This is a genomic window from Bradyrhizobium sp. PSBB068, from assembly GCA_016839165.1.
Classification (GTDB): Bacteria; Pseudomonadota; Alphaproteobacteria; order Rhizobiales; family Xanthobacteraceae; genus Bradyrhizobium.
The window spans coordinates 5,578,757-5,605,431 of the sequence record CP069300.1 but is presented as its reverse complement, the minus strand read 5'-3'; the positions used below and the strand labels follow the sequence as shown (position 1 = coordinate 5,605,431).

Genomic DNA, 26,675 nt, shown 5'->3' with positions numbered 1-26,675 from the left:
TCGGTCGTCAAGCTTGGAGGAACGCCATGACCTTGGATACCATTCTCGTCGTCATCGCCGTGACCATGATGTTCGCGACGGTCGCTTTCGTGATCGCCTACGGCGACAGGCAAACGCGCAACCTGTGACGGCGCAGCCGGACGGTCGCGCCGCTATCGAATCGAGCCCTTGAAATTGTCGATGTCGCGTGAAGGGCGGGCAGGAAACAGCCGTGCGGTCGAGGAGTTGTCGAGCCGGCGCCTGCATTTTGCTTCATCGCTGTCCTGGTCGGTGCGCTTTTTGGCAAAGACGTCGTCCTGCCGGTTGACGATCAGCATCGCATGGTCGCGCTCGAGTGTGTCCGGATTCTTGCGCCGCTCGTCGGAGCGGAACGCGCCGCCGGTGATCTTGCCCGTCATCTCGTAGTCGCAGCCGGCTTTCCAGTCGCCCTGGTCCCATTTCCATCCCTTGGCCGTCACGGCGCCGTTGCCGTCGGCGGTGACCTTGATGACGGCGTTGTAGGCGAGCCAGACCCCGGCAAGCCCGCTGCGCTTGTCGTCGAAGCCTTCGAGAAGCGCCAGGCGCTCGCGCTGCAGGCCGTCGACGTGATCGCGCGCATCGACGGTGAAATGCACCTGCGAGCTCTGCTTGTTCCAGGCCGGATGCAGGAATTCCGGATATTGCTCGGTCTGGCTCTTCACCCAGTTGCGCTGATCGTCGATCAGCGCGCGCCGCGTCGCTTCGTCGAGCCGCGGCTGCAACGCCTTCCATGCTCGGTTCAACCGCTGGTCGTTGCCGGCGAGATCAGGATCGGCGCAGATTTCTTCGTCGGTCGCGGTCTCGGGTTTGGTGCAGTCGAAGGTCGGTGTGACGAAGGTGGTGTCCGCCTTGTCGGATGCCGCATCCTTGCCGGCGGCAAAATAGCTGCCCGTGACCTGCCACATCGACGAGCAGTCGTTGAACCCGTCCCAGCCCTCGTCATCGATGGTCCCGACGATCCGCAAGGTCTCGCCCTGGCGGCGGAGCTTTAACGACGGCGGCTTGGCGGGAGCGGCGGCTGCGTCGGTCTTCGCCTTATTGGACGATGTATCCGCTTCGGTCACTACGGGACCGGCGAGCCAGCCGCCGCCTGCGGGTTTCAGATCGGCGGTCAGCTGGCAGGTGCGCCGGCGGTCGCCGCCATAGTCGCCGCGCAGATCGGCGGCGAGGCGATAGGCGCCGCTATCGGCCGGCGTCAGCGTGATGCTGCCGAAGGCGTTGACCCAGGTGCCGGCGATGCCGGGCCGGCCGGATGCGATTGCCTCGAGCGCGGCCGCGCGGCGGCGCAAGGTCTCGGCAAAAGCCTGCTTCAACTCGTCCGCGTCGGCATCGGTGAGCACCCCGGCGGCGTCGATGATCATCTCGTTGAACCAGGCCTGGTCGCGCTTCAGCAGCGGCTTGACGTTGGCCGGCATTTTGCCGAGCGCCGCGTCGAACGCCTTGTCGATCTGCGCCACCAGCCTGTCGGTGCCGGCCTTCTTGCAGGCGGCAGTCTTGATCGTGGCGTCGCCATTGTCGCCGCACAGCGTGATCGTGGTCGGCGCGCTGCTCGATGCGCGTAGGAAATCGTCCATCGCAACGGACGGAGCGGACGCAAGGACCGAGATGGCCGCGACGGCGGCGGCAAGCCGTGGGGAGCAAGGCATCGACGTCACCCGCAACGCCGCGACACGCGGCCCTTGCGGCTTGGGTCGCGCACCGCCTGCGCCGGGTTCAAAACGTCGGCGGGGTGCAGGCCGAAATCACCTCGCACGGCTTGGCGCCGATGCAGCGGAAGCGGTGCGGGCGGCGGCTTTCGAAGTAATAGGCGTCGCCGGCGTTGAGCACCCGCCGCTCGTCGTCGACCGTGACCTCGAGCCGGCCCGAGACCACGATGCCGCCTTCCTCGCCCTCATGCACCAGCGGCACCCGGCCGGTGTCGCTGCCGGGCTCGTAGCGCTCCTTCAGGATCTGCAACGCGCGTCCGAACAGGCTGTCGCCGATCTGCAGGTAGGAGATCGGCTTCTTGCCGATCTCGGTCAGCTCGTCGGCGCGGTAGAACGCCTTGCGCGGCCGCTCCGGCTCGATCGCGAAGAATTCCGCAAGTCCCATCGGAATGCCGTCAAGGATGCGTTTGAGCGCGCCGACCGACGGGTTCATCTGGTTGGATTCGATCAGCGAAATCGTCGAATTGGTCACGCCGGAGCGCTTGGCGAGTTCGCGCTGCGACAGCTTGTGCCGCGCGCGAATGAATCGAAGCCGACCGCCGATGTCGACGCTCATGACAGTCCCCTTGGTAAATCCCTGTTGCAGGTGTTGCGGATCGAACAAATCTTCGCAGACCGCCTCAACAAGATCAATGGCTTGCGCTGCGACAGAAAAGGACTTGTTGAGTGCCGTGAAGAGTGGTCCGACTACGCTAACCAACAATGGAGCGCCGCCGTGACCGTTCATCAGATTCCGAACACCATCAAGACCGATTCGTTCTGGATGCCCTTCACGGCCAACCGGCAGTTCAAGAAGGCGCCGCGGCTGTTCTCCTCCGCCAAGGGTATGTACTACACCTCGGTCGACGGCCGGCAGGTGATCGACGGCTCCGCCGGCCTGTGGTGCGTCAACGCCGGCCATGGCCGCCCGCAGATCGCGGCCGCGGTCGAGCGTCAGCTGTCGACGCTGGACTTCGCGCCGTCCTTCAACATGGGCCACCCGCTGGCGTTCGATTTCGCCGAGCGTCTCGCCGAGATCGCCCCGAAGGGGCTGGACCGGATCTTCTTCACCAATTCGGGCTCTGAGTCGGTCGATACCGCGCTGAAGATCGCGCTGGCCTATCACCGCGCCGCCGGTCAGCCGACCCGCACCCGCCTGATCGGCCGCGAGCGCGGCTATCACGGCGTCGGCTTCGGCGGCATGTCGGTCGGCGGCATGGTCGCCAACCGCCGCCAGTTCGCGACCCATCTGCCTGGTGTCGATCACATCCGTCATACCCATGATCTCGCCCGCAACGCCTTCGCCAAGGACCAGCCGGACCACGGCGCCGAGCTCGCCGACGACGTCGAGCGGATGGTCGCGCTGCATGGTGCCGACACCATCGCCGCCGTGATCGTCGAGCCCGTGCCGGGCTCGACCGCGGTACTGCCGGCGCCGAAGGGCTATCTGCAGCGGCTGCGCGAGCTCTGCACCAAGCACGGCATCCTGTTGATCTTCGACGAGGTCATCACCGGCTTCGGCCGTCTCGGCACCCCGTTCGCCGCCAACTTCTACGGCGTGACGCCGGACATGATGACCACCGCCAAGGGCATCACCAACGGCACCGTGCCGTGCGGCGCGGTGTTCGCCAGCCGCCAGGTCCATGACGGGCTGATGGTCGGCCCCGACAACGCCATGGAGCTGTTCCACGGCTACACCTATTCGGCGCATCCGGTGGCCTGCGCGGCGGGTCTTGCCACGCTCGACATCTACAAGGACGAGGGCCTGCTGACCCGCGGCGCCGCGATCGCCGACTACTGGCGCGATGCGCTGCATTCGCTGAAGGGCCTGCCGCATGTCGTCGACATCCGCAACCAGGGCCTGATGGGCGCGGTCGAGCTCTCGCCGCGTGACGGCGTCGTCGGCGCGCGCGGTTACGACGTGATGGTCGATTGCTTCAACACCGGCCTCTACTTCCGCATGAGCGGCGACTCGCTCGCGCTGTCGCCGCCCTTGATCGTCGAGAAGTCGCATATCGACGACATCGTCTCGATCCTGGGCGACTCGATCAAGCGCGTGGCCTGATAATTGCTAGCTAGATTCTAGCTGGCTCTACAAATTGCTGTCGCCGTTGCGAAGCAGAGTGGTTTCGCAGCGGCGATTGCGTTTTCGCTGCAGGATGTGAGGAAAAGTGAAGGTCCTGGTTCTCGGCAGTGGCGTGATCGGCGTCACCTCGGCCTATTATCTCGCGCGCGCCGGCCATGAGGTGACGGTGATCGACCGTCAGCCGAAGCCCGCGCTCGAAACCTCCTTTGCCAATGCCGGCGAAGTGTCGCCCGGATACTCGTCGCCATGGGCCGGCCCGGGCGTGCCGGTGAAGGCGGTGAAGTGGCTGCTGATGAAGCACGGCCCGCTGGTGATCCGCCCCAAGCTCGATCCGGTGATGTGGCTGTGGCTGCTCAAGATGCTGCGCAACTGCACCACGGCGCGCTACGCGGCGAACAAGGCCCGGATGATCCCGATCGCGGAGTACAGCCGCGACTGCCTGCAGGCGCTGCGCAACGAAATCGGCATCAAATACGACGAGCGCGCGCAAGGCACCTTGCAGCTGTTTCGCGAGCAGGCCCAGCTCGATCACACCGGCGGCGACATCGACGTGCTGAAGCAGTATGGCGTGCCGTTCGAGGTGCTCGATCGCGAGGGCTGCATCAAAGCCGAGCCGGCGCTGGCCGGCGTCAAGCAGAAATTCGCCGGCGGGCTGCGGCTGCCGCATGACGAGACCGGCGACTGCCACATGTTCACGCAGGCCCTGGCGCTGGAAGCCGAGAAGATCGGCGTGCGCTTCAACTTCAATGTCGGCATCGACGGGTTGAATGCGGACGCAACCCGCATCACCGTCGTTGCGACCAGCGCCGGGATGATGACCGCGGACGCCTACGTCCTCGCGCTCGGCAGCTATTCGCCGCATCTGGTGCGGCCGCTCGGCATCTCGCTGCCGGTCTATCCGGTGAAGGGTTATTCGATCACGGTGCCGATCAAGGACGCGTCCGGCGCGCCGGAATCGACCGTGATGGACGAGAGCTACAAGGTCGCGATCACTCGGCTCGGCGACCGCATCCGGGTCGGCGGCACCGCCGAGATCTCGGGCTATTCGACCAAGCTCTACGACGCGCGGCGCGCGACGCTGGACCATTCGCTGACCGATCTGTTTCCGCGCGGCGGCGCCCTTTCCAAGGCCACGTTCTGGTGCGGCCTGCGCCCGATGACGCCGGACGGCCCGCCGGTGATCGGCGCGACGCGCTATTCGAACCTGCACCTCAACACCGGCCACGGCACGCTCGGCTGGACCATGGCCTGCGGCTCCGGCCGGGTGCTGGCCGACATGCTCTCCGGCAAGACGCCCGAGATCGACACCAAGGAGCTGTCGATCAATCGCTACGATCACAGGTTCGGCTGAGGGCCGCTTCATCGCAGGAGGCGCGTGCATGCAGACGCAAGAGACCGTTGCCGGATACGAGATATCGACCGATGCACGCCGCCTGAACCTGGACGTGATTCACGCCTTCCTGGCGCAAGAAAGCTACTGGTCGCAGGGTGTCCCGAGATCGGTCGTGGAGCGGGCGATCGCCAATTCGCTGTGCTTCGGTGTGTATCACGGCGACGTACAAGTCGGCTTTGCGCGTGTCGTCACCGACAGGTCGACCTTCGCCCTGCTTGCCGATGTCTTCGTTCTCAAAGGACATCGCGGCAAGGGGCTATCCAAATGGCTGGTGCGCTGCGTCGTCGAGCACGAGGATCTGCAAGGCCTGAGGCGCTTCCTGCTCGCGACCTCGGATGCGCATGGGCTGTATCGCCAATTCGGATTCGACGCGCTCGGCAATCCATCGCGCTTCATGGAAGTCTTTCGCCCGGATATCTATCGCTCGCGTTGACGGGCTCTCCGGTTGTCTTCATTTGTGCGATCGGGACCGTCTGTGCAGTTTCGCACAACTGGCGTGACTGTGTTTCCTGATCGCCACGGGCACGATGACCCGTCCAGGCGAGCCTATGCCGCGCCTATGCGGCATGTCGCTCAGCGCTCTCGAATTCATATCCCGTCCTGAAGATATTGACCCCGAACGCTCCCGCATCGTGCAGGCCGGCCGACACGCGGCCGGTTGCGCGCGAGGGCGAACGCGAACAGGTGACATGATGTCTTCGATTGAATTGGCCGCCGGCGACCGGATTCTCGAGCCGATGATCGCGCTGGCAGGCTGCTCGACGCAGCAGCGCATCGTCGTGGCCGGCACGAGGAGCATCGAACTGATGCTCGAATTGCAGCGGCGCGGCTTCCTGCGAACCGCTTCGACTGCCAATTGCGGCCGTGCGGCCGCGCAATATGACGCCGCGCTGGTCGATTGGCGGCGGCGCACGCTTCACGCGCTCGAGCCGACGCTTGACTGGCTGACGAATTTCCTCACTGCACGCGCAGTGCTGGTGGTGTGGCTCGACGCGCAGAAGCCGGCGGCCAACCAGAGCCTGCGGACCGCGCTGGAGCGGCGCGGCTTTGTCGTCGAGCAAGGCATCGTGCACCAATGCGGTTGCGCGCTGTCGGCACGCAGGTCGCAGGCTGATCCGCTGCGCCTCGCGGCCTGATGCGAACGGGAGGAAATCCGGATGTCCAAGGTACGACGCACGGTCATTCGCGAGTGGATGACCCTCACGCGCGAGAAGCGGCAGTCCAGCGCGCAGGCATCGGCCTTCGCGACATCCGCGCTGCAGCGGCATCGCCTGCCGCGCAGCCGACGAACGCCACATGCGGTCATCATGACCTGGCTCTCGCCACGCACCGGCCGCCCTTGAAGCGCGCCTCGTTGGCTCATGCGGGCCATTTGGGACCGGTTAACGCGATGGCCTTCGAGTGGTCTTCTTCGCAGGCCTTGTCGTCAGCACCGGGTTCGCCGGCAGCACGCGCAAGCCGTCCACGAACACGTCCAGCAGCCTGAGCGCGGTGGTCTGCCAGCCCGGCTGGTCGTGCATGTAGCACATGCCGATCAGCGCGCGCAGCACGTCCTCGGCGCTGATGTCGTCGCGGATCGCGCCGGCCGCGACCGCGCGCGATAGGAGTGTGCCGATCGCCTTGGTCAGGCGATCGAACGAGTAGGCCTGCAGTTCGCTCGAGCCGGCCGCGACCAGCGCCAGCGCGGCCACCATGCCCTTCTTGGTCGCGACGAATTGGACATTGGCGCGCAGCCAGCGCCGCAACGCCTCGACGGGTTCGGGGGCGTTCTGCAGCTGTTCGGCCAGGTCGCCGAGCTGTTCGACCTCGCGGCGATAGACCGCCTCATACAGTGCTTCGCGGGTCGGGAAGTGGCGATACAGCGTGCCGATGCCGACGCCGGCCTGCCGCGCCACCGCCTCCAGGCTCGCTTCGCTGCCGCCGGCGGAGAACACGGCCTTGGCCGCTTCCAGCACGCGCTCGCGGTTGCGCACCGCATCGGCGCGCGGCTTGCGGACAATTTCTGGTGATGAGCCGGCCATTGCTTTTTCTTTTCACCCTCCCTTGTAAACGGAGGATGCCTCCGTATATGGCGACCAGCACCGGGCCTGACAAGGCGCGCCGACCCCCTGGATCGGCGGCCACGGGTCTGCGTTGCCTCGATTCAACCCGACCATACACGGATCGGAGCGCCTTGCATGAATCTCCCACTCAGTCTCACCATTAACGGGGTCCGCCGAGACATTGTCCTCGACGATCCCCGCGTCACGCTGCTCGACCTGCTGCGCGAGCGGCTCGACCTCACCGGAACCAAGAAGGGATGCGACCGCGGCCAGTGCGGCGCATGCACCATTTTGGTCGACGGCCGCCGCATCAATTCCTGCCTCGCGCTCGCCGTCAGCCATGACGGCGCCGAGATCACAACCATCGAAGGCGTCGGGCGCGGCGGCGAGCTGCACCCGGTGCAGGCCGCCTTCATCGCCCATGACGGCTTCCAGTGCGGCTTCTGCACGCCGGGCCAGATCATGAGCGGCATCGGCCTGATCCAGGAGGGCCAGGCCGGCGATGATCCGGAGCGCGTGCGCGAATGCATGAGCGGCAATCTGTGCCGATGCGGCGCCTATGCCGGGATCACCGAGGCCGTGCTCGAGGCACAATCCAACATGACCGCCACCAAGCAGAGGCGCTCCGCATGATGAATTTCGATTATGTCAGGCCGGCCAATGTCGCGGATGCGATCGCGGCAGCTTCCGAAAAGGGCGCGAGCTATCTGGCGTCCGGCACCAATCTGCTCGACCTGATGAAGGGCGGCGTCAGCCGGCCGAGCGTTCTCGTCGACGTCACGCGGCTGCCGGGGCTCGATCGTATCGAACGTCTCGCCGACGGTTCGCTCCGCATCGGCGCGCTGGTGCGCAATGCCGATCTCGCGCATGACGCTGACTTCGCGCGCAACTATCCCGCGGTCGCCGAGGCGCTGCTGTCGGGCGCATCGGCCCAGCTGCGCAACGCCGCGACCGTCGGCGGCAACCTGATGCAGCGGACCCGCTGTGCCTATTTCTACGACGCCGGCAGCGCCTGCAACCGGCGCTGGCCGGGCGCCGGCTGCGACGCGCTCAAAGGTGAGAACCGCCTGCACGCGGTGCTCGGCTGGAGCGAGGGTTGCATCGCGACCCATCCGTCGGACTTCTGCGTGCCGCTGGTCGCGCTCGATGCCGTCGTCGAGATCGAGGGCAAGGACGGCCGCCGTGAACTGCCGCTCGATGCGCTGCATCGTTTGCCCGGCGAGACGCCGGAGCGGGAGACCGCGCTGGAGCGCGGCGATCTGATCGTCGCGCTGCGGCTGCCTGGCGAGGCGAAAGACTTCGCCGGCCATGCCCGCTACATCAAGGTCCGCGAGCGCACGTCCTATGCGTTCGCGGTGGTCTCGTCCGTCGCTGCCTTGCGCATCGAGGACGGGAAAATCCGCGAAGCCCGGCTTGCGCTCGGCGGCGTCGCCGCAAAGCCGTGGCGGGCGCGCGAGGCCGAGCAGGTGCTGGCCGGTGCCACGCCCGATGCGGCCCGCTATCGCGAGGCGGCGCGGGCCGCACTCGCCGGTGCAAAGCCGTCCGGCGACAACGCCTTCAAGATCGAGCTTGCGCAGCGCATCATCGTGCGCGCGCTCACCCTTGCTGCCAGAGGCACGCCGGATCGTATTCCGGCGCTGCCGGGCTCTCCCTTCTCGTCCGTTGCAGGAGCGTGACGCATGACGCTTGAGATCAGTCTGACCCGCGACCCCGCCCATATCCGCCATGGCTCGAACATCGGCCAGCCGATGACCCGCACCGACGGCGTGCTCAAAGTCACCGGCAAGGCCCGCTATGCCGCCGACAATCATCCGCCCGGCATGCTCTATGCCGTGATCGCGAGCAGCTGCATCGCGCGCGGCCGCGTCAAATCGCTCGACGTCGCCGCTGCCAAGCGCCATCCCGGCGTGCTCGACGTGATGACGCCGGCGCACAAGCCGGAGCTTGCGGAAGACCCCGACGCCAAGGGCAATCCGTTCGCCTTCCGGATGGAGCTGTTGCAGAGCGACGAGGTGCGCTACGCCAATCAGGCGATCGCGGTCGTGATCGCCGAGACGCTGGAAGCAGCGACCGAAGGCGCCGCGCTGTTGTCGCCGCGTTACCAGGTCGAGATCGCGCGCGTCGGCCTCGACGCCACTGAGGCCTATGCGCCGCCGGTGGTCGGCATCGGCAATCCGGCCGAAGTCCGCCACGGCGATATCGATGCCGGAATGGCTGCCGCCTCGAAGCTGACCGACTCCACCTACGAGACCCCGGCGCAGTATCACAACGCGATGGAGCCGCACGCGATCGTCGCGGTGTGGGATGGCGACCGGCTGTTCATCGATACGCCGAGCCAGGGCATGGGGTTCGCGCAGATGCGCATCGCCGGGCTGTTCGGCATTTCGCCGGCGAATATCCATATCAACAGCCCGTTCCTGGGCGGCGGCTTCGGCTCCAAGGGGCTGATCTCCGGCCCGCAGGTGCTCGGCATCATGGCCGCGAAGCTGATTGGGCGTCCGGTCAAGCTGGTGCTGCGACGCAGTCAGATGTATGGCCCGGTCGGCCACCGTCCGCCGACCCGCCAGCGCATCCGGATCGGCACCGACGATGCCGGCGCGCTGACCGCGATCAACCATGAAGCGCGCGTCACGACGTCGAGCTTCGACGACTTCTACGAGCCCGCGGCCGACGCCTCGCACACGCTCTATGCCAGCCCGGCGATCCGCACCGCGCATGAGGCGGTCCGCGTCGACACCGGCACGCCGCTGTTCATGCGCGCGCCGGGCGAGGCCACCGGATCGATCGTGCTGGAAAGCGCGATCGACGAGGCGGCGTTCGCCTGCGGCATCGATCCGCTGGAGTTCCGGCTGAAGAACTATGCCGAGGTCGAGCCGACCACCGGCAAGCCGTTCTCCTCCAAGGCGCTGCGCCAGTGCTACGCCAGGGCGGCCGAGCGTTTCGGCTGGGCGGGACGTCCGCTGCAGCCGCGCCAGATGCGCGACGAGAACGGCTTCCTGGTCGGCTGGGGAGTCGGCACCGCGACGTTCCCGGCCATCATGTTCCAAGGCAATGCGCGCGCGGTGATCCGTGCCGACGGCAAGGGCGTGATGGAGACCGGTGCGCACGACATGGGGCAGGGCGCCTGGACCGCGCTGGCGCAGATCTCGGCCGACTCGCTCGGTCTCGATTTCGACCAGCTGACGTTCCGCTCCGGCAGCTCCGATCTGCCGGACGCCGGCATTGCCGGTGGTTCGGGGCATACCGCAACTGTCGGCGCAGCGATCCATAACGCAGGTGCTGCGGTGATCGCAAAACTCGCCGAGCTTGCGACCTCGGATGAGCGCTCGCCGCTGTTCGGCGCCGGCAATGCCGGCGTGGTGGCGCGCGGTGGACGCCTGCATCGCCGCGACGACGACGCACGCAGCGAAAGCTATGCCGAGATCCTGGCGCGCGCCGGCGTCGCCGAGGTTGAGGGCAGCGGCACTGGTGCGGCCGACGCAACGGCGCAATCGCAATATGCGATGCACGCGCATGGCGCCGTGTTCGCCGAGGTCAAGGTCGATCCGGAGCTCGGCCAGATCCGCGCCACGCGGATGGTTGGCGCCTTCGCCGCAGGCCGCATCATCAATCCGCTGATGGTGCGGAGCCAGCTCTACGGCGGCATGATCTGGGGCCTCTCATTCGCGCTGCACGAGGAGGCCGTGATGGACCATCGTTCGGGGCGCATCCTGAATGCGAACCTCGCCGAGTATCATGTGCCTGTTAATGCCGACGTGCCGCCGATGGAGGTCATCACGGTCGACGAGCACGATCCGCACGTCAATCCGCTCGGCATCAAGGGTGTCGGCGAGATCGGCATCACCGGTAGCGCCGGCGCCGTCGCCAACGCGGTCTTCCACGCCACCGGCATCCGGGTGCGCAATTTCCCGATCAAGATCGAGGACGTGGTGATGGGGCTGAGCGGCTAACGCTCTTCGTCATTGCGAGCGCAGCGAAGCAATCCATTCCTACGCGCATGCGGAGCCATGGATTGCGTCGTCGCTTCGCTCCTCGCAATTACGAATCGCGAACCCGCCATCGTCGTCGTCCCGGCGAAGGCCGGGACCATAACCACCAACGTGAGTTGTTGCGCGAAGCTGGGGCCGCAGCCTTCTTCAACAACACAGCCCTGTGGTAATGGGTCCCGGCCTTCGCCGGGACGACGCAGGATTGCCTTCGCCGGGACGACGGTGAGGGAGCGCAGGCTTACCCAGCCGCCGTCACGCAATTCACCCACAGCACCACGGCCTTCGCATCAGTGGCGGGATTGGAAAACCGGTGCGGGCGGCGGCTGGCAAAGCGAAAACTGTCACCCTGCTTCAGCGTCCAGGTCTCGGTGTCGACAGTCAGCGTCATCTCGCCTGATAGCACGAGGCCGGCCTCTTCACCGTCATGGGTGTAGAACTCGTCGCCGGTGTTGCCGCCGGGATCGAGATGCACCAGGAACAGGTTGAGCCGGCTCTCGCTGCCGGCAGGGCTCAGCAGCTGCTTTGAGATTCCGGTGCGCCACAGTTTCAGCTCGGCGCGCTGTACCTCGCGGGTCACGACGCCGCCGGTGCTGCCATCCTTCGGTGTTGCGCCGAACAGTGCAGCGATGCCGACGCCGAGCACGTCGGCCAGCGTCGCCAGCACGCGCAGCGAGGGCGACGACAGGCCGCGCTCGATCTGGCTGATGAAGCCGATCGACAGCTCGGTGCGCGCGGCCACCGTCTCCAGCGACATCGCCTTGACCCGGCGCAGGTCGCGGATCCGGCGTCCGACCGCGAGATCCATCGCGGGCTCGGCCGGCTTCTTTTCGAGTTTCTTTTCGAGTTTCTTCCCAGCTTTCTTGGCTGGCTTTCCGGCGGCGCGGCGTGCCGTTGCAGGCCTCATTGCCGCGCCTTTGCGCATTCTCTTGCCGCCGCTCACGTCAGTCCGCTTCCTTCATGTGCATGAAAACCGCTTGCATTGGCGGCGGTTTCGTGACCACAATTTCATATTGGTGAAAATAGGCCGGAACGGCGTCGCCCGCAACCAAAAGCGCTGACACAGCGGGCGCAGCGGCACCGGGGCCGGTTTTGGCGTCAGTCTCGGGAGGTGGTGCGATGTCCTTTCAGCGTTTCGTCCAGGCCGCGGTCGCGGCACTTGCCCTTGCCGTGAGCGCGCCGTCAGGGGCGCAGCAGGTGCTCAAGGTCGGCTCGACGCCGACCGGCATCCCCTTCACCTTCCTCGACACCAAGACCAATTCGATCCAGGGCATCATGGTCGATCTTGCCACCGAGATCGGCAAGGACGCCGGCTTTACCGTGCAGATCGAGCCGATGCAGTTCTCGGCACTGATCCCCTCGCTGACCGCAAACAAGATCGACATCATCGCCGCCGCGATGTTCGCCACCGCGGCGCGCAAGGAGGTGATCGACTTCTCCGAGCCGGTCTACACCTATGGTGAAGGCTTGGTGGTGCCGAAATCCGACACCAAGGCCTACGCCTCGCAGGAGGATCTGAAGGGCACGGTGGTCGGCGCCCAGGTCGGCACCGCGTTCGTCGATGCGTTGAAGAAGACCGGGCTGTTCAGCGAGGTCAAGGTCTACGACACCATTCCCGATATCCTGCGCGACGTGAATGCCGGCCGCCTCAAGGCCGGCTTCGCCGACTATCCGATCCTCGCCTACAATCTGCAGCAGGGCAATTTCGCCGACGTCCGCCTGGTCGACGGCTACAAGCCCGTCACCGTGGGCACCGTCGCGATCGGCGTCCGCAAGAGCGACACCGAACTGCTCGGCAAGATCAACGCCTCGCTGGCGAAGTTGAAGGCGAACGGCACGATCGCGAAGATCCTGGAGAAATGGGGCCAGAAGGCCAGCGGGTCGTGAGGGCCAGTGCTTCGACGGGATTTCAGGTGACCCGTCATCCTGAGGAGCGGCGTCTTCGCCGAGTCTCGAAGGATGCACGGCCCGGCCGGTGGGCCCCACGGCGTCGTCCTGGCGTAAGCCAGGACCCATAACCACCGAGTTCGATGCAGAGTGCGATCGTGGCCCCAGCGTCGCACAGCAGCAAGCGGTTGGGGTAATGGGTCCTGGCTTTCGCCAGGACGACGCTGAATACATTCACACTCTCTCAGGGTGACGGTAAAAGCACTCGAGCATGTGACGGGATTGGATACGGCTAGCCGATGCAAAAATTCTTCCACGACGCCGTCGAGTTCGTGCCGATCCTGTTGCAGGGTGTCTGGCTGACCATCGTCGTCACAATCGGCTCGCTCGCGCTGTCGACCGTGCTCGGGCTGGTGTGGGCATTGATGCGGGTGTCCGGCATCCGCATCCTCGTTTGGCTCAGCGCCGCGCTCATCAATCTGATCCGCGGCATCCCGATCATCGTGTTGCTGTTCTACATCTATTTCGTGATGCCCGATTTCGGCATCGCGCTGTCGGCGTTGCAGGCCGCGATCATCGGGCTCGGCATCGCCTATTCGGCCTATCAGGCGGAAAATTTCCGCGCCGGCATCGAGGCGATCGACAAGGGGCAGATCGAGGCGGCGCAGACCATCGGCATGGGCTGGTGGCTCACCATGCGCCGCGTGGTGCTGCCGCAGGCGGTCAGGATCATCCTGCCGCCCTACGGTAACGTCATGATCATGATGCTGAAGGATTCATCGCAGGCCTCCACCATCACGGTCGCCGAGCTGGCGCTGCAGGGCAAGCTGATCGCGTCCTCGACCTTCAAGAACACCAGCGTGTTCACGCTGGTGGCGCTGATGTACCTCACCATGAGCATTCCGCTCATCCTGCTGGTTCGGCACTTCGAGAACAAGGCGAACCGCAAATGATCGAGCTCCGCGACGTCCACAAGAGCTTCGGCAAGGTCGAGGTGCTGAAGGGCATCACCGCCTCGGTCGCCAAGAGCGAGGTGGTCTGCATCATCGGCCCCTCAGGCTCCGGCAAGTCGACCATCCTGCGCTGCATCAACGGGCTCGAGAGCTACGATCGCGGCGAGATCAGCGTCGAGGGCGCGCGTGTCGACAGCAATGACCGCTCGATCGTCGCGATCCGCACCCAGGTCTCGATGGTGTTCCAGCGCTTCAATCTGTTTCCGCATCGCACCGCGCTCGAGAACGTCATCGAGGGCCCGCTCTATGTGAAGAAAGAGCCGCGCGAGCAGGCGATCGCCCGCGGCCGCGCGCTGCTCGCCCAGGTCGGCCTCGCCGACAAGGCCGAGGTGCATCCGCCAAAGCTCTCCGGCGGCCAGCAGCAGCGCGTCGCGATCGCCCGCGCGCTGGCGATGCAGCCGAAGGCGATCCTGTTCGACGAGCCGACCTCGGCGCTCGATCCGGAGTTGGTCGGCGACGTCCTGTCGGTGATGCGCAAGCTCGCCGATGACGGCATGACCATGGTGGTCGTCACCCACGAGATGGGCTTTGCCCGCGACGTCGCCGACCGCGTGCTGTTCATCGACGGCGGCGTCATCGTCGAGCAGGGCGCCGCCAAATCCGTCCTCAACCAACCGCAGCACCCGCGCACCCAGGATTTCCTGCGCCGCGTGCTGCATCCGCTGTGATCGCTGATGGTTGACTTGAATAGAGACGTTGCCATGCCAACGGTCCACCTCTCCCCTTGTGGGAGAGGTCGGATCGCATCGTTAGATGCGATCCGGGTGAGGGGTGACGCTCTCTCGTGGGACCTGAACCCCTCACCCGGCGCTTCGCGCCGACCTCTCCCGATGGGAGAGGTGAAGCACGAGCTCCAATCATGACCACATCGGCTCGTCTGCCGCTGCCACCAAGCCTTTATGCCGACACCGCCGTCGAGGCGACGCCAACGCCGCCGCTGACGTCGGACAAGACCGTGCCGGTTGCGATCATCGGCGGCGGCTTCACCGGCCTGTCGACCGCGCTGTACCTCGCCGAGCAGGGCGTGCTCGCGACCGTGTTGGAGGCGCAGGAGCCGGGCTGGGGCGCGTCCGGCAACAATGGCGGGCAGACCAATCCCGGTTTGAAGCACGACCCCGATCAGATCGAGCAGGATTTCGGCGCCGATCTCGGCCGCCGCATGGTCGAATTCTCCTACGGCACCACCAACTTCACCCATGATCTGATCCGCCGCTACCAGATCCCCTGCGAGGCGCGGCAGAATGGTACGCTGCGCGCGGCCTACAACGAGGCCAGTGCCGCAGCGATTGAGACAACGGCCAAACAGTGCATCCAGCGCGGCATGCCGGTGAAGCTGCTCAACGCCGCCGAACTGCGCGCGATGACCGGCAGCGACCGTTACCTCTGCGCGTTGCTCGATGCGCGCGGCGGTGACCTGCATCCGCTGAGCTACGCCCGCGGCCTGGCGCGCGCCGCGATCGGGACCGGCGTTGCCGTCCATGGCGAGACGCCGGCGCTGCGGCTCCGCCGTGACGGCAGCCGCTGGCGGATCGAAACTCCGCGCGCCATCGTGCATGCCGACAAGGTGCTGCTCGCGACCAACGGCTTTACCGACGATCTCTGGCCCGCTCTTCGCCGCACCATCGTGCCGGTGTTCTCGTCGATCGCGGCGACCGCGCCGCTGCCCGACGAGGTCGCGCGTTCAATCATGCCGACGCGTCCGGTGCTCTACGAGAGCGGCCATATCACCGTCTACTACCGCATCGACCAGCACAACCGCCTGTTGATGGGCGGCCGTGGCCCGATGCGCTGGATCAGCAAGCCGACCGACGTCGCCTATCTGATCCGCTACGCCGAGCGGCTGTGGCCGCAGCTCAAGGGCACGAGCTGGACCCATGGCTGGAACAGCCGTCTTGCCATCACCGCCGACCACTACCCGCATGTCCATGAGCCCGCGGAGAATTTGCTGATCTCGCTCGGCTGCAACGGCCGCGGTGTCGCGCTCTCGACCGCGATGGGCGCGCAGCTCGCCCGCCGCCTGATCGGCGGTGCCAAGGCCGAGATCGACATGCCCGTGACCGGCATCAAGCCGATGCCGATGCACGCGTTCTGGCGGGTCGGCGTCACCGCCGCGGTGCTGACCGGGCGGGTGCGGGACAAGCTCGGGGTGTAACGCTATCGCGTCCCGGTCTCGGCAAGGTGCGTCCTGAAGAACGCGATGGCCGCGGCGTGAAAGCGCCGATGGAAGGCGACGCGATCGAAGCCCGGCGCGTCGGTACAAATGGCAGCCATCTTCGCTGTCTCCTCCGCCGTGCAAGTCGCGAGGAAAGAGAAGTGCTTCGCATCTTTCACCAGGTGAAAGTCCGGTTTGGACGGAAGCCGCTCGTTGATGGCGGCAGCACAGCATCCGGAGAGACCGTCGCCGTTCTGCGCGGGGTCCGAGCTCCACAATTGAACCGGAATCGCCACGGCTTTCAGATCCTCGGGCGCAAAGAACAGCACGGGAAAGGGATCGACGATGATGGCAGCCTTGATCCGCGGATCATGGATGATCGGTCCGCGCGGCTTCTCTCCGCTTTCGAGTTCCTTGCAGGCCCGCAAGCTCGACGTCTGGCAGTTCGGCAGGTCCTTGCGGAGATCGGGCTCACCACCAATCGCCGCGAGGGCAGTATAGCCGCCCCACGAGAAACCGTAGAGACCGATGCGTCCGGCGTCGATGCGAGCAGCATCAGGCCATCCTTGAAGTGCGTAGTCAATTGCGCGCTTGATGTCGGCGGGCCGTTCGACCGTCACGGCAAGACTGTCGGTGCCGCTGGTATCGCGTTCGGTGTCGGTCGGATGATTGAATGTCAGAACCATGAAGCCGGCATCCGCCAGCGCAGCGGCAGTGTCGTGATGACCGCCGAGCCATCCGCGTCGTCCATGCGAGATCACGATCAGCGGCAGCTTGTTTCCAATGATCGGGCAGTCGTTCACGCCGAAGAACGTTCGGCCGCCACGGGCATCGATCTCGTGCGGAGCTTCCGCGCAGGGATGCCAGATCACCCCTCGGATCGCGGGCCCGTCACTGCTCGCGGGCACGTTGAAAGCCCGCAGTCCAGCCGCCTGTGCAGCCGAGAGGCTGAGCGACACCAGAGCGGAGAACAGCAAGGGAGACCAACGCATAGGGCTATCGCTTGTCGAGAATTCGCAACTCGGCGGTGGCGGTGGCGACCGTCACGTTCTCCGCATCGATCAGGTCGGCCTCAACGATCATATCGCGCCCGGTCTGCGAGACGACCTTCGCCTTGGCCGTGATCGGACCCGCGCGCGCCGGTTTGAGAAGTCGCGTGGCGAGGGTTTTGGTGACCACCGTCTGTGTTGCGGGAAGTGCTGCAAGTGCGCCGAGGCCCGTGGCCGAATCCAGCATTGCGGCGAGGAAGCCGCCCTGGATCGTGCCGTGCCGGTTGGTGAACACGGGCTTCGCTTCGAAGCGGATCGAGGTGACCACGCCGTCGAAGCCCAGCCACTCGCGTCCGAGAAGTTGCGCGCCGGGCGGCAGGTCTGCACTTGCTTTGTCCGGGCCGGTCACTGTCATCAAGCCGCTTTCGGAAACAACGGCCGGAAGAACGACCGATCGTAGCGTGTGAAGCACCCCGTCTGCTTTGCGAAAGCGATCGCTTTCTGCACGTCCGGATCCGCGGCGGAATCCTTCCGATACTGCTCATAGGCCGCGAGGCTCGGAAAGCTGAACATCGCCAGCGCGACGTCGCTCGCGCCTTCGGACGGCAGGAAGTAGCCGTGATGGACACCGCCGAACCGCGGCAGCAGCTCAAGCCACATCGCAGCATAGGTTTCGAAGTCGGCGAGCTTGCCCAGCCTGATCTCATAACGCAGGTAGCAGGTAATCATTCTGCGGTGCTCCGAATGGTTGTTGAACAGGCGTCCGGACTATATCTCAGCGATCGAGTCGCGCCATATGTCGCAAGAACGCGAAGCTGCGTCTCCACCCACACGTCATCGCCCGGCTCGATGACCGGGCGATCCAGTACGCCGCGGCCCATCGATCCAACAACGCCTGTCTCTGGAATACTGGATCACCCGTTTTCGCGGGTGATGACACTGAACAAGCCTCGCAGGCGCGCCACATATTCGCAGTCGTCCCGGCGAAGGCCGGGACCCATAACCACCGATGCCTATTGTTGCGCGATGTTGCAACGACGAGTTCCGCCGACAACATCTGCCGCGGAGTATGGGTCCCCTGAGTTCACAAACGAAGTGCAACACTTCCAACTGGAGGTGTTGCCATGGGGCGGACTTACAAGCAGCTCTCCCTGGAGGAGCGATGCGAGATTGCCAGGCTTTCGGCCGGTGGCAGCTCGATCCGGCAAATCGCGGCAGCTTTGGATCGCCCGCCATCAACGATCTCTCGGGAGCTGAACCGTAATTCTGGCGTTCAGGTCGGCTACAAGCCCAGCTATGCCCAGCAACAGATGCGAGCGCGGCGCTGGACGGGCTCTCGCCTCGAACGGGAGCCCGGCCTGCGCCGTGCGGTGTTGGAACGTCTTGGCCGGGGCTGGTCGCCCGAGCAGGTCGCCGGCCGGCTGGCTCGCGAGCACGGCCGCAAGGTGATCTCCTATGAGAGCATCTACCGCTTCATTTATGCCCAGCTCACCCGCACCTCGGACTTCAGCTGGCGGCGCTACCTGCCGCGCGGCAAGAGCAAGCGCGGTCGCCGCGGCAAGCGGGGCGGCAGTCCCGCAAGCTTCATCGAAGGCCGTGTTTCGCTGGATCTGCGCCCCGTCGAGGTCGCCGATCGCAAGACCCCGGGCCATTGGGAGGCCGACCTCATGATGTTCTCCAAATACGGTCAGCAGATCCTGGCCGTGCATGAGCGCACCTCCCGCCTGTTGCTCGGCGTCCCCCTCGCAAGCAAGCTCGCCTCCGGCGTCGCTCACCATCTCGTACGCCTGTTCGAGGTCCTGCCACAGCCGATCCGCCAGACCGTCACCTTCGACAACGGCACCGAGTTCGCATCTCACCTTGCCTTGCAAAGCCTCTTGATCAAGACGTACTTCTGCGATCCCCACGCCCCCTGGCAAAAAGGGGGCATCGAGAACGCCATCGGCCGCATGCGCCGCTTCATCCCGCGCAACACCGACCTCGAAAAGCTGCCAACCCGCCGCCTGCGCAAGTCCATCGCCGCCTACAACAACACCCCGCGCAAATGCCTTGACTTCAGGACCCCGGCAGAGGTCTTTGCTGCTCAAGTGTTGCACTTCGAGTGTGAATCCACCTCCCGGCTTTCGCCGGGACGACGGCTTTCCCGAGATGCTTGTTGTTGTGCGTGCCGCGTTCTTCTCACGCTTCCGCGATGGCATCGCTCCACGGATGGAACGGCTCGGTGGCGCCGCTGTTCGTCGTGCCGTCGCGCAGCACGATGCTGGGGCAGGCGAACTTCTTCGGCTGGGTCTGGATCCGCGCCTCCTCATAGTCGAAGCGGCCGCGCAGCGCCTCGCGCACGGCTTGCGGCAGGCGGACATCGCCGATCACGATGGCGCCTTCGCTGGCGTCGATGCGTGGCGCGTGGATCGCGGTGTCGAGATTCATTCCGAAGTCCATTACGAAGGAGACGAGCTGCGACACCGCGGGCAGGATGCGGCGGCCGCCGGACGCGCCGGCGGCGAAGCGGCGGCCGTCGGCCGCTTCCGCCACCACGGGCGTGTAGTTGGTCAGGCAGCGCTTGCCCGGCGCGAGCGAGTTCGGATTGCCCTGCACCGGATCGAACCACATGATGCCGTTGTTCATGGTCAGCCCGGTGTTCGGCGTCACGAATTTGGAGCCGAAGGTCGAGAGCAGCGTCTGCGTCACTGCGGCCATGTTGCCGTCGCGGTCGACTGCGGAGAAATGCGTGGTGCAGGATGGCGCCACCGCCTCGGCACCGAGCGCGCGGCGGCCATCGACGTCGCCCATGTCCTTCAACCGCTCGCGATAGGCGGCTTGCAGCGCTTCGGCATAGGCTGCATAGGCCACAGCATCCGGGCCGCCTTGCGCCGGTGCTAACGCCTTCTGCAACAGACCGAGCGTGCGTGCCATCGTGGGGCCCGCGGTCAGTTCCGGCGTCGCGTAGACCGTGCCGCCGCGATAGGGAATCCTGAGCGGCTCGCGCAGATGGGCGCGGAAGGCGGCGAGATCGCGCACCGACAGCGCGCCGCCGGCGGCCTGGATATCGTCGGCGATGCTGCGCGCCAGATCGCCCTCATAGAAATCGCGCGGGCCCGCCGCGGCGAGCTGCGCCATCGTCGCCTTCAGCGCGTCCTGCGGCATCCGGACCACCGAGCGGATGCCCCACTGCGCATTCGGCGGCAGGCCATCCAGCAGATAAGCCGCCGCGCTGGCGGGATAGCGCCGCAGATCGGCGGCGGAGCTTGCGATCATGTCGGTGGTCCACCAATCGACCAACAGGCCTTCGCCGGCGAGCTTGACGCTCGGCGCCAGCAGGTCCTTCCACGGCATCCTGGCGTGGCGGCGATGTGCCTCCTCCATGCCGGCGACGACGCCGGGCACGGCGATCGAGCCGGGGCCATGCAGGTTGCGATCGTCCTTCACGCGAGCCCAGGGGAACAGGTCGGAGGCCGCACCGCCGGTCAGCGGATAATCCTCCAGGCGCAGGCCGTCGGGTGCGCGCATGCCGTAGTCGATCACCTCGACGCGGTTCTCCTTGGCGCGATACAGCACCATCGCGCCGCCGCCGCCGGCGCCGCTCATCCACGGCTCCAGCACGCCAAGGGTAAAGGTGGTTGCAATCACGGCGTCGACGCAATCGCCGCCCGCCGCCAGGACCTCGGCGCCGACTTCGGCCGCCCGGCGCGACTGCGCCGCGACGATGCCGCCCTTGGTGCTGACGGCCGGCTTACGGATCACTTGCGAGTTGGAGAACTGATCGGACATGGCGTTGCTTTCGCTGTTCTTGTTGCGGGCGGGGCACGTTGGCGTAGCATGTCAGGCATGGCACTGTCAGTGCAACAACAAGAACCAGTTTCAGGGAGCGGAAAATGAGCAGCGTGAAGCGCGAACGGGACGGCAAGGTCGGCATCCTCACGCTGAATGATCCAGCCAGCCTGAACGCGATGACACCGGAACTGCTCGGCGATCTCGCGCGTGCGATCGGCGAGATGGGGGTCGAGCGGGGTATTCGCGCCCTGATCCTGACCGGGGAGGGGCGCGGCTTCTGCTCCGGGCAGAATCTCAAGGCGTTCAACTCGCTCGGCGACAACATCTATACCGGCGTGATGAAGCATTATTGGCCGGCGATGCAGGCCTTGCGCGAATGCCAGATGCCGGTGGTGGTCGCGGTCAACGGCGTCGCGGCCGGCGGCGGCTTCAGCCTTGCGATGTCCGGCGACATCATCCTGGCCGCGCGCTCGGCGAGCTTCATCCAAGTGTTTAGCCGAATCGGCCTGGTGCCCGATCTCGGCTCGACCTGGCTCTTGCCGCGCCTGATCGGGCGGCAGCGCGCGCTCGACCTGATGCTGCTGAACGAGCCGCTGTCGGCGGAGCGGGCCAAGGAGTGGGGATTGGTGCGCGAGGTCGTCGATGACGCAAAGTTGCTCGACGAGGCAAAAGTGCTCGCCGGCCGCCTCGCCGATGGCCCGACGCGGGCGCTGGTCGCGACACGGCAGCTCCTCGAGGAGAGCGAGCACGCGAGCTACGCCGAGCAGTTCCGCCGCGAGATCGAGCTGCAGTCAATCATCCGCGAAAGCGCCGACGCGCAGGAAGGCCGCAAGGCCTTCGTCGAGAAGCGCAAGGCCCAGTTCACGGGACGCTAGGCCTTGGCGCTCCAGGTGCTACCCGATAGCGATCGCGATCTTGCCGAAATGGGCACCGCTCGCCATGTGGGCGAACGCGTCCTTGACCTCGTCGAATGCGAACACCTTGTCGATAACAGGCTTGACGCCGTGCATGCTGATGCCGTCGCAGAGCGCCTGCAGATCCTCGATCGAGCCGACAGTGACGCCCTGCAGGCGCTGCTGCTGCATCACCATCAGCGGCAGCCGCGAGTCGGACGAGGCGGGACCTGCGAGCACGCCGATGAAGGCGATGGTGCCGCCGATCCTGGTGGCGCGGATCGACTCGTTCAGCGTGCCGACGCCGCCGACCTCGACCACCAGATCGACGCCGCGCCCGGTCAGCTCGCGCACCTTCTTGCCCCAGTCGGGCGTGGTCTTGTAGTTCAGCGTGACATCGGCACCGAGCTGTTTCAGCCGCGCGATCTTGGCGTCGCTGGAAGAGGTGGCGATGACGCGGGCGCCGCACATTTTGGCGAATTGCAACGCGAACAGCGAGACGCCGCCGGTGCCCTGGGTCAGCACCGTCTGTCCCGGCTTGATGTCGCCGAGCTTGACCACCGCGCTCCACGCCGTGAGGCCGGCGCATGGCAATGCCGCAGCCTCGATGTCGCTGAGATAGCCCGGCGTGCGCACCAGCGCCTGCGCCGGGAAGACCCGGTATTCGGTCAGCACGCCGTCGACGCTGCCGCCGAGCGCCGCACGCATCCGCGCCTCGCTCGGCTCGCCGCCGAGCCAGCTTTCGAAGAAGCTGCCGATCACGCGATCGCCGGCCGCGAAATGTTTGACGCCGGCGCCGACCGCCTCGACCACACCGGCGCCGTCGGAGGCCGGGACCAGCGGAAATTTCTGCCGCGAGCCGTAGCCGCCCTTGACCGTGAGCAGGTCGCGATAGTTCAGCGTCGCCGCCTTCAGCCGCACCAGCACTTCGCCGGTGCCTGCCTGCGGAACCGGCTTGTCGACCAGCGCAAGCGCGTCGACGCCGCCGGGGCCTTGCAACTCGTAGCATTTCACGGGACGCCTCCTGCTAGGTGTTCTCGTCGATATTCTCGTTTTGGGCCGCGCACCCGGCACCGCCGCGTATCCAGCGAGCATATGTCAGGCTTGCCGCGCATGGCCAGTGCGCGAGGTGCGGCCGATGGAATGGCGCCTATGCTGGAACAATTTGGTGCCGGCGGCACATGCCGCCAACCCATGCCGAACGATGAAATGATCTGGCGGAGGTGACCGTGGCTGCCGTGCTTGCGACGAGACGCGATCCAATCGTCACCTTCGCGCGCAGCGTGGTCCGCATGCTGCTTGCCGCTGCATTGATTTGCTGTGGTGTCGCGATCGCGGCGGCAGACGACAGCCTCTACCGCGCGCAGACCGTCGTCACCGGACAGGGCGAGCCGAACCGCATCATCGGCTTCGGCGCCTGTCTGGAGGACGTCCTGATCAAGGTCTCCGGCCAGCCGATGCTGGCAAGCGACCGCCGGCTCGCGGGCTATAAATCCAGGGCCAAGGAGTTCGTCAGCAGTTTCGACTATCACGACCAGTATGCCGGCAAGCCGCATCACGACGAGCAGGGCACCCGCGATCGGCCTTACGACCTCACCGTGGCCTTCGACCAGAGTAAGATCGACGGCATTCTCGCCGGACTTGGCCTCAAGCCGTGGCGATCGCAGCGGCCAGTGCTCGGCGTCTTCGTCGAGATGCTGCACGGCCCGAAGGACTATATCGTCACATCAGACGGCACGCAGTCGGATTTGCAGCGCGACGCGCTCGCGGCAGCGGCCGGCAAGCGCGGGATGCGTTTCGTGCTGCCGGATGCGTCCGCGCTGACCAATGCCGGCATCACCGCGGCCGAGCTCTTGAAGACGCAGCCGGCGAAGCTTGCCCCGATCGTGGCACCGCAGGGCGGCGGGGCCATCCTGGTCGGGCAACTGGTCTGGGACGACAAGGATCTGGGTTGGGCCACGCAATGGCGGATGGCCTGGCATGGCCGGGACTACAAATGGCAATTCCGCGGTGTCACCTTCGACGAAGCCTTTCGCCGCGGTATCGGCGGCGCCGCGCAGGTGCTGTCCGGCAATGGCGATCCGGGGCGATCGAAATGAGCCTGCGGGCTCTAAAGCATGATCCGGAAAAGTGCGAAGCGGTTTTCCGAAAAGATCATGCTCAAACAAAGAGCTAAAGCGCGATGACGATTCAACCAAATATCATCGCGCTTTAGCCGGCGTAGCCAAGCGTCTGCGACGGGTACTCCCCGAACATCGCGCGGTAGTATTGCGAGAAGCGTCCGAGCTCGATGAAGCCCTGTTCGATCGCGACCTTGGACACGGTGGTCTGCTCCGGCGTGCTTTCGCGCAGGATCGAACGGATCATGCAGAGCCGCTTGTAGCGCAGGAACGTCACCGGGCCGACGCCGAACACCTCGTGGAAGGCGCGGTGCAGGCTGCGCCGCGACAGCCGAAGCTCGGTGCAGATTTCCGAGACATGGACCGGGCGGGTGCCCGCGGTGCGCAGATAGTCCTCGACGTCGCGCACCAGCCTCATCGCCGAGGGCAGATATCTGGTGCCGTCCGGCGGCAGCGACGTGACGACCGTCGCGCTCACGCAGTCGACGATCGCGCGTTTCCAGAATTCGGCCGACGCCTCCGACAGCGCGTCCGGATACCGTGCAAGATGCGAGACGATCTGCGGCAGCCGGTCCGCGGCGCTCATGCCGATGGCGGGGTCGGCACGGAAGTGGTTCTTCGCTTGCCAGGTTTCGGCATCGGCGAGCCGCGGCTCGCCGCCGAACAGCTCGGGAAGATCGGTCATGTCGAAGCGAATCGCCGCATAGGACGAGGCCCGGTGGAACACGCCGTCATGCTCGACCGACGGAGGAATCACCAGCACGTCGGCCGGTTGCATGTCGAATGCCCAATGCGTGACGCGGTCCGTCGCATTGAGCAGCATGCCGATGATCAGCTTGTCGTCGGCGGAGGTGCGCTGGGTGCGGACCCCGACATTGAACGCGCCGATACTGAGCGAAAAGTCGCCGATCCCGACGTGGGACAACGTGCCGCGCAGCTTGCCGCGCTCGAGCTGCATGACTTCGACATGCGAACCTTTGACGGCGTCGTGGAGCCCCTCGAAGCCGTCAAGCTCGCCGGTGTGAATCGACAGGTCCTTGCCCATATCCACGCCCACAAGTGTAGCGCGACCAATCTGCCGATACCAAATGACGTGAAATCAGTACAAAATACAACCCGACACAACCCGCCCCGATGGGTTCGATTCGCACGACGAGACGGCGCGGATTCTTGCCGGTTTTGCCCGGGAAGGCAACGCGGGCGACGGCACGGGATTGGCGGTTTCGTTTCCAGACGGCACGGCCTGGGCGGGATTGGCACAAAGTGCACATCAGGCCCGCCGCCTGGGCGGCAATCGTTTGATCTCAAAGCGAAATGCGCAGCCGTCAGCTGCGCGTTGGCGATGGCTAGGCCGCCATCAGTTGCTCAAGCGCAACAGCCTGCTCGCGGGTCTGGAATGCGATGGCGGTGTGGGTAAAGCCCGACGAGGCCTGGGTCTGTGCGATGTGATTGAGGACTTCGTTGCCCTTGACCACGTGAAGGTCCATGCCGGGGCCTGCCGGGAAAATGCCGAGCACGACGTCGTAGGCGTCGACGATGGCCTTCAAGGCACCACCCTTGTCTTCCGATGCGTCGATGAAGATACGAACGTCCGCGGCGATACTACGAAGTTCGTCAAAGTCGATCACTGGAAGTCTCCCATACGCAAACGCAACGCACTGCTTGATCCTAGCTACAACTTGCTTACTGAAACATAAATCACGCCGGGTTCCGTAGCAGGCCGTTGCGGTGGCAAGAGCTGCTCAGGTCTTGCGCGCCGGCGCCGTCAGGATGATTCCTGCATCGATCAGGCCGCTGCAGATCGTCTTCAGCGCGGCGATTGCTTCACGCGTGGCGCGGCTGACCGGCCGGCCGCGCGGCAGCGCCAGCACGCGTTCGGCGCGCATCCACGGCAACAGCGCCGCCGACAGCGCGCCGGCCGCCACTTCCTGGTGAATTCCCGAGAACGGCAGCAAGGCATAGCCGAGGCCCAACGCCACCATGCGCTTCATCGGCGTGCTGTTGTCGACCCGTACCGCGGAGTGCGTCGTCGACGGGAACGGGTTGCGGCTCAGCGGAGCCACGGCGGACGGCAGGGCGTCGAACTCCTTGCGGCTCAGCCTGCCGCGCTTGAACAGCGGATCGCGCGGCGGTCCGATCAGGAACACCTGCTCGAACATCAACACCTCATAGTCGAGATGATCATTGGGAGGCGGCGTCGTCACGATCGCCAGGTCGAGCTCACCGCGCAGCAGGCGTTCGGACAGATTCTCGGTCAGCCCCTCGTTCAACTCGAGCCGCACACGCGGAAACTGCTTCACGAATGTCTGGGCCAGCGGCGCGTAGAGGACATCGCCGAGGCTCGGTGGCGCGCCGATCCGCACCGTGCCGCTCGGCTCGCGGTTCTCCGTGCGCACCTCGGCCTTGATGTCGTCGATTGTCCCAAGCAGCCAGCGCCCGCGCGCGAGCAGCACCTTGCCGGACTCCGTGACGGAGACGCCGCGCGCGCCGCGTTCGAGCAGGGCGCCGCCCAGTTCGTCTTCGAGTTCCTTGACGTGGCGGCTGAGCGCCGACTGGGCGATGTTGAGCGTGCTGGCTGCGGCGGCAAAGCCGCCACGCTCGGCGACGGAGACGAAATAGCGGATCTGCCGCAGGTCCATG

The 26,675-nt window shown here is 65.8% G+C and carries 26 protein-coding genes and 1 pseudogene; 15 read left to right on the top strand and 12 right to left on the bottom strand.

The genetic code is table 11. The annotated features are described in order from the left end of the window. Window positions 1-152: 152 nt before the first annotated feature. On the bottom strand, window positions 153-1,664 hold the full coding sequence (locus JQ507_26090) for a DUF1311 domain-containing protein (protein ID QRI68369.1): 1,512 nt from the start codon (window positions 1,662-1,664) through the stop codon (window positions 153-155). Window positions 1,665-1,731: 67 nt separating this feature from the next. Further along, a complete protein-coding gene (locus tag JQ507_26085; protein QRI68368.1) occupies window positions 1,732-2,280 on the bottom strand; it encodes a cupin domain-containing protein in 549 nt (182 codons plus the stop codon). Window positions 2,281-2,439: 159 nt separating this feature from the next. Between JQ507_26085 and JQ507_26080 the strand changes: the two genes are divergently transcribed. From JQ507_26080 to JQ507_26060, 5 genes are all read left to right on the top strand, one after another. Next, window positions 2,440-3,768: an aspartate aminotransferase family protein gene (locus JQ507_26080; GenBank protein ID QRI68367.1), complete on the top strand. Its 1,329-nt coding sequence runs from the start codon at window positions 2,440-2,442 to the stop codon at window positions 3,766-3,768. A gap of 106 nt (window positions 3,769-3,874) precedes the next feature. After that, window positions 3,875-5,140 carry a D-amino acid dehydrogenase gene (locus tag JQ507_26075; GenBank protein ID QRI68366.1) on the top strand — a complete coding sequence of 422 codons (1,266 nt, stop codon included), beginning with the start codon at window positions 3,875-3,877 and terminating at the stop codon, window positions 5,138-5,140. A gap of 28 nt (window positions 5,141-5,168) precedes the next feature. After that, window positions 5,169-5,615: a GNAT family N-acetyltransferase gene (locus JQ507_26070; protein ID QRI68365.1), complete on the top strand. Its 447-nt coding sequence runs from the start codon at window positions 5,169-5,171 to the stop codon at window positions 5,613-5,615. Between the two features lie 256 nt (window positions 5,616-5,871). Further along, complete coding sequence (locus tag JQ507_26065) at window positions 5,872-6,318, top strand: hypothetical protein (protein ID QRI68364.1); 447 nt, start codon at window positions 5,872-5,874, stop codon at window positions 6,316-6,318. 21 nt (window positions 6,319-6,339) lie between these two features. Next, the gene (locus tag JQ507_26060) at window positions 6,340-6,525 is read left to right on the top strand and encodes a hypothetical protein (protein QRI68363.1); all 186 of its coding nucleotides are present in this window, start codon (window positions 6,340-6,342) and stop codon (window positions 6,523-6,525) included. Between the two features lie 39 nt (window positions 6,526-6,564). On the opposite strand, the gene JQ507_26055 is transcribed toward JQ507_26060, so the two are convergent. Continuing rightward, on the bottom strand, window positions 6,565-7,203 hold the full coding sequence (locus JQ507_26055; protein QRI68362.1) for a TetR/AcrR family transcriptional regulator: 639 nt from the start codon (window positions 7,201-7,203) through the stop codon (window positions 6,565-6,567). 156 nt (window positions 7,204-7,359) lie between these two features. Between JQ507_26055 and JQ507_26050 the strand changes: the two genes are divergently transcribed. The 3 genes from JQ507_26050 to JQ507_26040 are packed head-to-tail and all read left to right on the top strand — an operon-like array spanning window position 7,360 to window position 11,174. Next, on the top strand, window positions 7,360-7,857 hold the full coding sequence (locus JQ507_26050; protein ID QRI68361.1) for a 2Fe-2S iron-sulfur cluster binding domain-containing protein: 498 nt from the start codon (window positions 7,360-7,362) through the stop codon (window positions 7,855-7,857). Continuing rightward, a complete protein-coding gene (locus JQ507_26045; GenBank protein QRI68360.1) occupies window positions 7,854-8,900 on the top strand; it encodes a xanthine dehydrogenase family protein subunit M in 1,047 nt (348 codons plus the stop codon). The genes JQ507_26050 and JQ507_26045 overlap by 4 nt, the downstream gene beginning before the upstream one ends. 3 nt (window positions 8,901-8,903) lie before the next feature. Next, window positions 8,904-11,174, top strand: a complete 2,271-nt coding sequence (locus JQ507_26040; GenBank protein QRI68359.1) for a xanthine dehydrogenase family protein molybdopterin-binding subunit — start codon at window positions 8,904-8,906, stop codon at window positions 11,172-11,174. Between the two features lie 277 nt (window positions 11,175-11,451). On the opposite strand, the gene JQ507_26035 is transcribed toward JQ507_26040, so the two are convergent. Next, window positions 11,452-12,153, bottom strand: a complete 702-nt coding sequence (locus JQ507_26035) for a cupin domain-containing protein (GenBank protein ID QRI68358.1) — start codon at window positions 12,151-12,153, stop codon at window positions 11,452-11,454. A 176-nt stretch (window positions 12,154-12,329) separates the two neighbouring features. Here JQ507_26035 and JQ507_26030 point away from each other — a divergent pair, with 176 nt between their 5' ends. From JQ507_26030 to JQ507_26015, 4 genes are all read left to right on the top strand, one after another. Further along, window positions 12,330-13,097: an amino acid ABC transporter substrate-binding protein gene (locus JQ507_26030; GenBank protein QRI68357.1), complete on the top strand. Its 768-nt coding sequence runs from the start codon at window positions 12,330-12,332 to the stop codon at window positions 13,095-13,097. Between the two features lie 299 nt (window positions 13,098-13,396). After that, on the top strand, window positions 13,397-14,050 hold the full coding sequence (locus JQ507_26025; protein ID QRI68356.1) for an amino acid ABC transporter permease: 654 nt from the start codon (window positions 13,397-13,399) through the stop codon (window positions 14,048-14,050). Continuing rightward, entirely contained in the window at window positions 14,047-14,778 is a 732-nt protein-coding gene (locus JQ507_26020; protein QRI68355.1) for an amino acid ABC transporter ATP-binding protein, read from the top strand. Before JQ507_26025 ends, JQ507_26020 begins: the two co-directional genes overlap by 4 nt. Window positions 14,779-14,969: 191 nt before the next feature. Continuing rightward, complete coding sequence (locus tag JQ507_26015; GenBank protein QRI68354.1) at window positions 14,970-16,262, top strand: FAD-binding oxidoreductase; 1,293 nt, start codon at window positions 14,970-14,972, stop codon at window positions 16,260-16,262. Window positions 16,263-16,264: 2 nt separating this feature from the next. Here the strand turns inward: JQ507_26015 and JQ507_26010 are convergent, their stop codons facing one another. Genes JQ507_26010 through JQ507_26000 form a run of 3 tightly spaced genes read right to left on the bottom strand, consistent with a single transcriptional unit; the run spans window position 16,265 to window position 17,980 of the window. Next, complete coding sequence (locus JQ507_26010) at window positions 16,265-17,254, bottom strand: dienelactone hydrolase family protein (GenBank protein ID QRI68353.1); 990 nt, start codon at window positions 17,252-17,254, stop codon at window positions 16,265-16,267. Window positions 17,255-17,258: 4 nt separating this feature from the next. Then, window positions 17,259-17,630 carry a PaaI family thioesterase gene (locus JQ507_26005; protein ID QRI73516.1) on the bottom strand — a complete coding sequence of 124 codons (372 nt, stop codon included), beginning with the start codon at window positions 17,628-17,630 and terminating at the stop codon, window positions 17,259-17,261. Window positions 17,631-17,665: 35 nt separating this feature from the next. Then, window positions 17,666-17,980 (bottom strand): NIPSNAP family protein, encoded by a 315-nt coding sequence (locus JQ507_26000; protein QRI68352.1) that lies wholly within the window; start codon window positions 17,978-17,980, stop codon window positions 17,666-17,668. A 395-nt stretch (window positions 17,981-18,375) separates the two neighbouring features. Here JQ507_26000 and JQ507_25995 point away from each other — a divergent pair. Then, window positions 18,376-19,332: pseudogene (locus JQ507_25995) on the top strand (IS30 family transposase). A 97-nt stretch (window positions 19,333-19,429) separates the two neighbouring features. On the opposite strand, the gene JQ507_25990 reads toward JQ507_25995, so the two are convergent. Then, entirely contained in the window at window positions 19,430-21,019 is a 1,590-nt protein-coding gene (locus JQ507_25990; GenBank protein QRI68351.1) for a gamma-glutamyltransferase, read from the bottom strand. A 104-nt stretch (window positions 21,020-21,123) separates the two neighbouring features. On the opposite strand from JQ507_25990, the gene JQ507_25985 reads away from it, so the two are divergent. Further along, window positions 21,124-21,897, top strand: a complete 774-nt coding sequence (locus tag JQ507_25985) for an enoyl-CoA hydratase/isomerase family protein (protein QRI68350.1) — start codon at window positions 21,124-21,126, stop codon at window positions 21,895-21,897. Between the two features lie 18 nt (window positions 21,898-21,915). On the opposite strand, the gene JQ507_25980 is transcribed toward JQ507_25985, so the two are convergent. Next, window positions 21,916-22,929 carry an NAD(P)-dependent alcohol dehydrogenase gene (locus tag JQ507_25980; GenBank protein QRI68349.1) on the bottom strand — a complete coding sequence of 338 codons (1,014 nt, stop codon included), beginning with the start codon at window positions 22,927-22,929 and terminating at the stop codon, window positions 21,916-21,918. A gap of 215 nt (window positions 22,930-23,144) precedes the next feature. Here JQ507_25980 and JQ507_25975 point away from each other — a divergent pair, with 215 nt between their 5' ends. Continuing rightward, window positions 23,145-24,014 (top strand): DUF2066 domain-containing protein, encoded by an 870-nt coding sequence (locus JQ507_25975; GenBank protein QRI68348.1) that lies wholly within the window; start codon window positions 23,145-23,147, stop codon window positions 24,012-24,014. Between the two features lie 112 nt (window positions 24,015-24,126). Here the strand turns inward: JQ507_25975 and JQ507_25970 are convergent, their stop codons facing one another. The 3 genes from JQ507_25970 to JQ507_25960 all read right to left on the bottom strand — a co-directional run bounded on the left by JQ507_25970 (window position 24,127) and on the right by JQ507_25960 (window position 26,674). Further along, on the bottom strand, window positions 24,127-25,080 hold the full coding sequence (locus JQ507_25970) for a helix-turn-helix domain-containing protein (GenBank protein ID QRI68347.1): 954 nt from the start codon (window positions 25,078-25,080) through the stop codon (window positions 24,127-24,129). A 301-nt stretch (window positions 25,081-25,381) separates the two neighbouring features. Beyond that, the gene (locus JQ507_25965) at window positions 25,382-25,663 is read right to left on the bottom strand and encodes a hypothetical protein (protein ID QRI68346.1); all 282 of its coding nucleotides are present in this window, start codon (window positions 25,661-25,663) and stop codon (window positions 25,382-25,384) included. 114 nt (window positions 25,664-25,777) lie between these two features. After that, on the bottom strand, window positions 25,778-26,674 hold the full coding sequence (locus tag JQ507_25960; GenBank protein ID QRI68345.1) for a LysR family transcriptional regulator: 897 nt from the start codon (window positions 26,672-26,674) through the stop codon (window positions 25,778-25,780). Window position 26,675 lies beyond the last annotated feature (1 nt).

What these genes read in the sequence shown, in the direction of transcription:
- JQ507_26090 (QRI68369.1), bottom strand. Translation starts at nt 1,664, where the DNA reads ATGCCTTGCTCCCCACGGCTTGCCGCCGCCGTCGCGGCCATCTCGGTC.
- JQ507_26085 (QRI68368.1), bottom strand. Translation starts at nt 2,280, where the DNA reads ATGAGCGTCGACATCGGCGGTCGGCTTCGATTCATTCGCGCGCGGCAC.
- JQ507_26070 (QRI68365.1), top strand. Translation starts at nt 5,169, where the DNA reads ATGCAGACGCAAGAGACCGTTGCCGGATACGAGATATCGACCGATGCA.
- JQ507_26065 (QRI68364.1), top strand. Translation starts at nt 5,872, where the DNA reads ATGATGTCTTCGATTGAATTGGCCGCCGGCGACCGGATTCTCGAGCCG.
- JQ507_26060 (QRI68363.1), top strand. Translation starts at nt 6,340, where the DNA reads ATGTCCAAGGTACGACGCACGGTCATTCGCGAGTGGATGACCCTCACG.
- JQ507_26055 (QRI68362.1), bottom strand. Translation starts at nt 7,203, where the DNA reads ATGGCCGGCTCATCACCAGAAATTGTCCGCAAGCCGCGCGCCGATGCG.
- JQ507_26050 (QRI68361.1), top strand. Translation starts at nt 7,360, where the DNA reads ATGAATCTCCCACTCAGTCTCACCATTAACGGGGTCCGCCGAGACATT.
- JQ507_26045 (QRI68360.1), top strand. Translation starts at nt 7,854, where the DNA reads ATGATGAATTTCGATTATGTCAGGCCGGCCAATGTCGCGGATGCGATC.
- JQ507_26040 (QRI68359.1), top strand. Translation starts at nt 8,904, where the DNA reads ATGACGCTTGAGATCAGTCTGACCCGCGACCCCGCCCATATCCGCCAT.
- JQ507_26030 (QRI68357.1), top strand. Translation starts at nt 12,330, where the DNA reads ATGTCCTTTCAGCGTTTCGTCCAGGCCGCGGTCGCGGCACTTGCCCTT.
- JQ507_26025 (QRI68356.1), top strand. Translation starts at nt 13,397, where the DNA reads ATGCAAAAATTCTTCCACGACGCCGTCGAGTTCGTGCCGATCCTGTTG.
- JQ507_26020 (QRI68355.1), top strand. Translation starts at nt 14,047, where the DNA reads ATGATCGAGCTCCGCGACGTCCACAAGAGCTTCGGCAAGGTCGAGGTG.
- JQ507_26015 (QRI68354.1), top strand. Translation starts at nt 14,970, where the DNA reads ATGACCACATCGGCTCGTCTGCCGCTGCCACCAAGCCTTTATGCCGAC.
- JQ507_26010 (QRI68353.1), bottom strand. Translation starts at nt 17,254, where the DNA reads ATGCGTTGGTCTCCCTTGCTGTTCTCCGCTCTGGTGTCGCTCAGCCTC.
- JQ507_26000 (QRI68352.1), bottom strand. Translation starts at nt 17,980, where the DNA reads ATGATTACCTGCTACCTGCGTTATGAGATCAGGCTGGGCAAGCTCGCC.
- JQ507_25990 (QRI68351.1), bottom strand. Translation starts at nt 21,019, where the DNA reads ATGTCCGATCAGTTCTCCAACTCGCAAGTGATCCGTAAGCCGGCCGTC.
- JQ507_25985 (QRI68350.1), top strand. Translation starts at nt 21,124, where the DNA reads ATGAGCAGCGTGAAGCGCGAACGGGACGGCAAGGTCGGCATCCTCACG.
- JQ507_25970 (QRI68347.1), bottom strand. Translation starts at nt 25,080, where the DNA reads ATGGGCAAGGACCTGTCGATTCACACCGGCGAGCTTGACGGCTTCGAG.
- JQ507_25960 (QRI68345.1), bottom strand. Translation starts at nt 26,674, where the DNA reads ATGGACCTGCGGCAGATCCGCTATTTCGTCTCCGTCGCCGAGCGTGGC.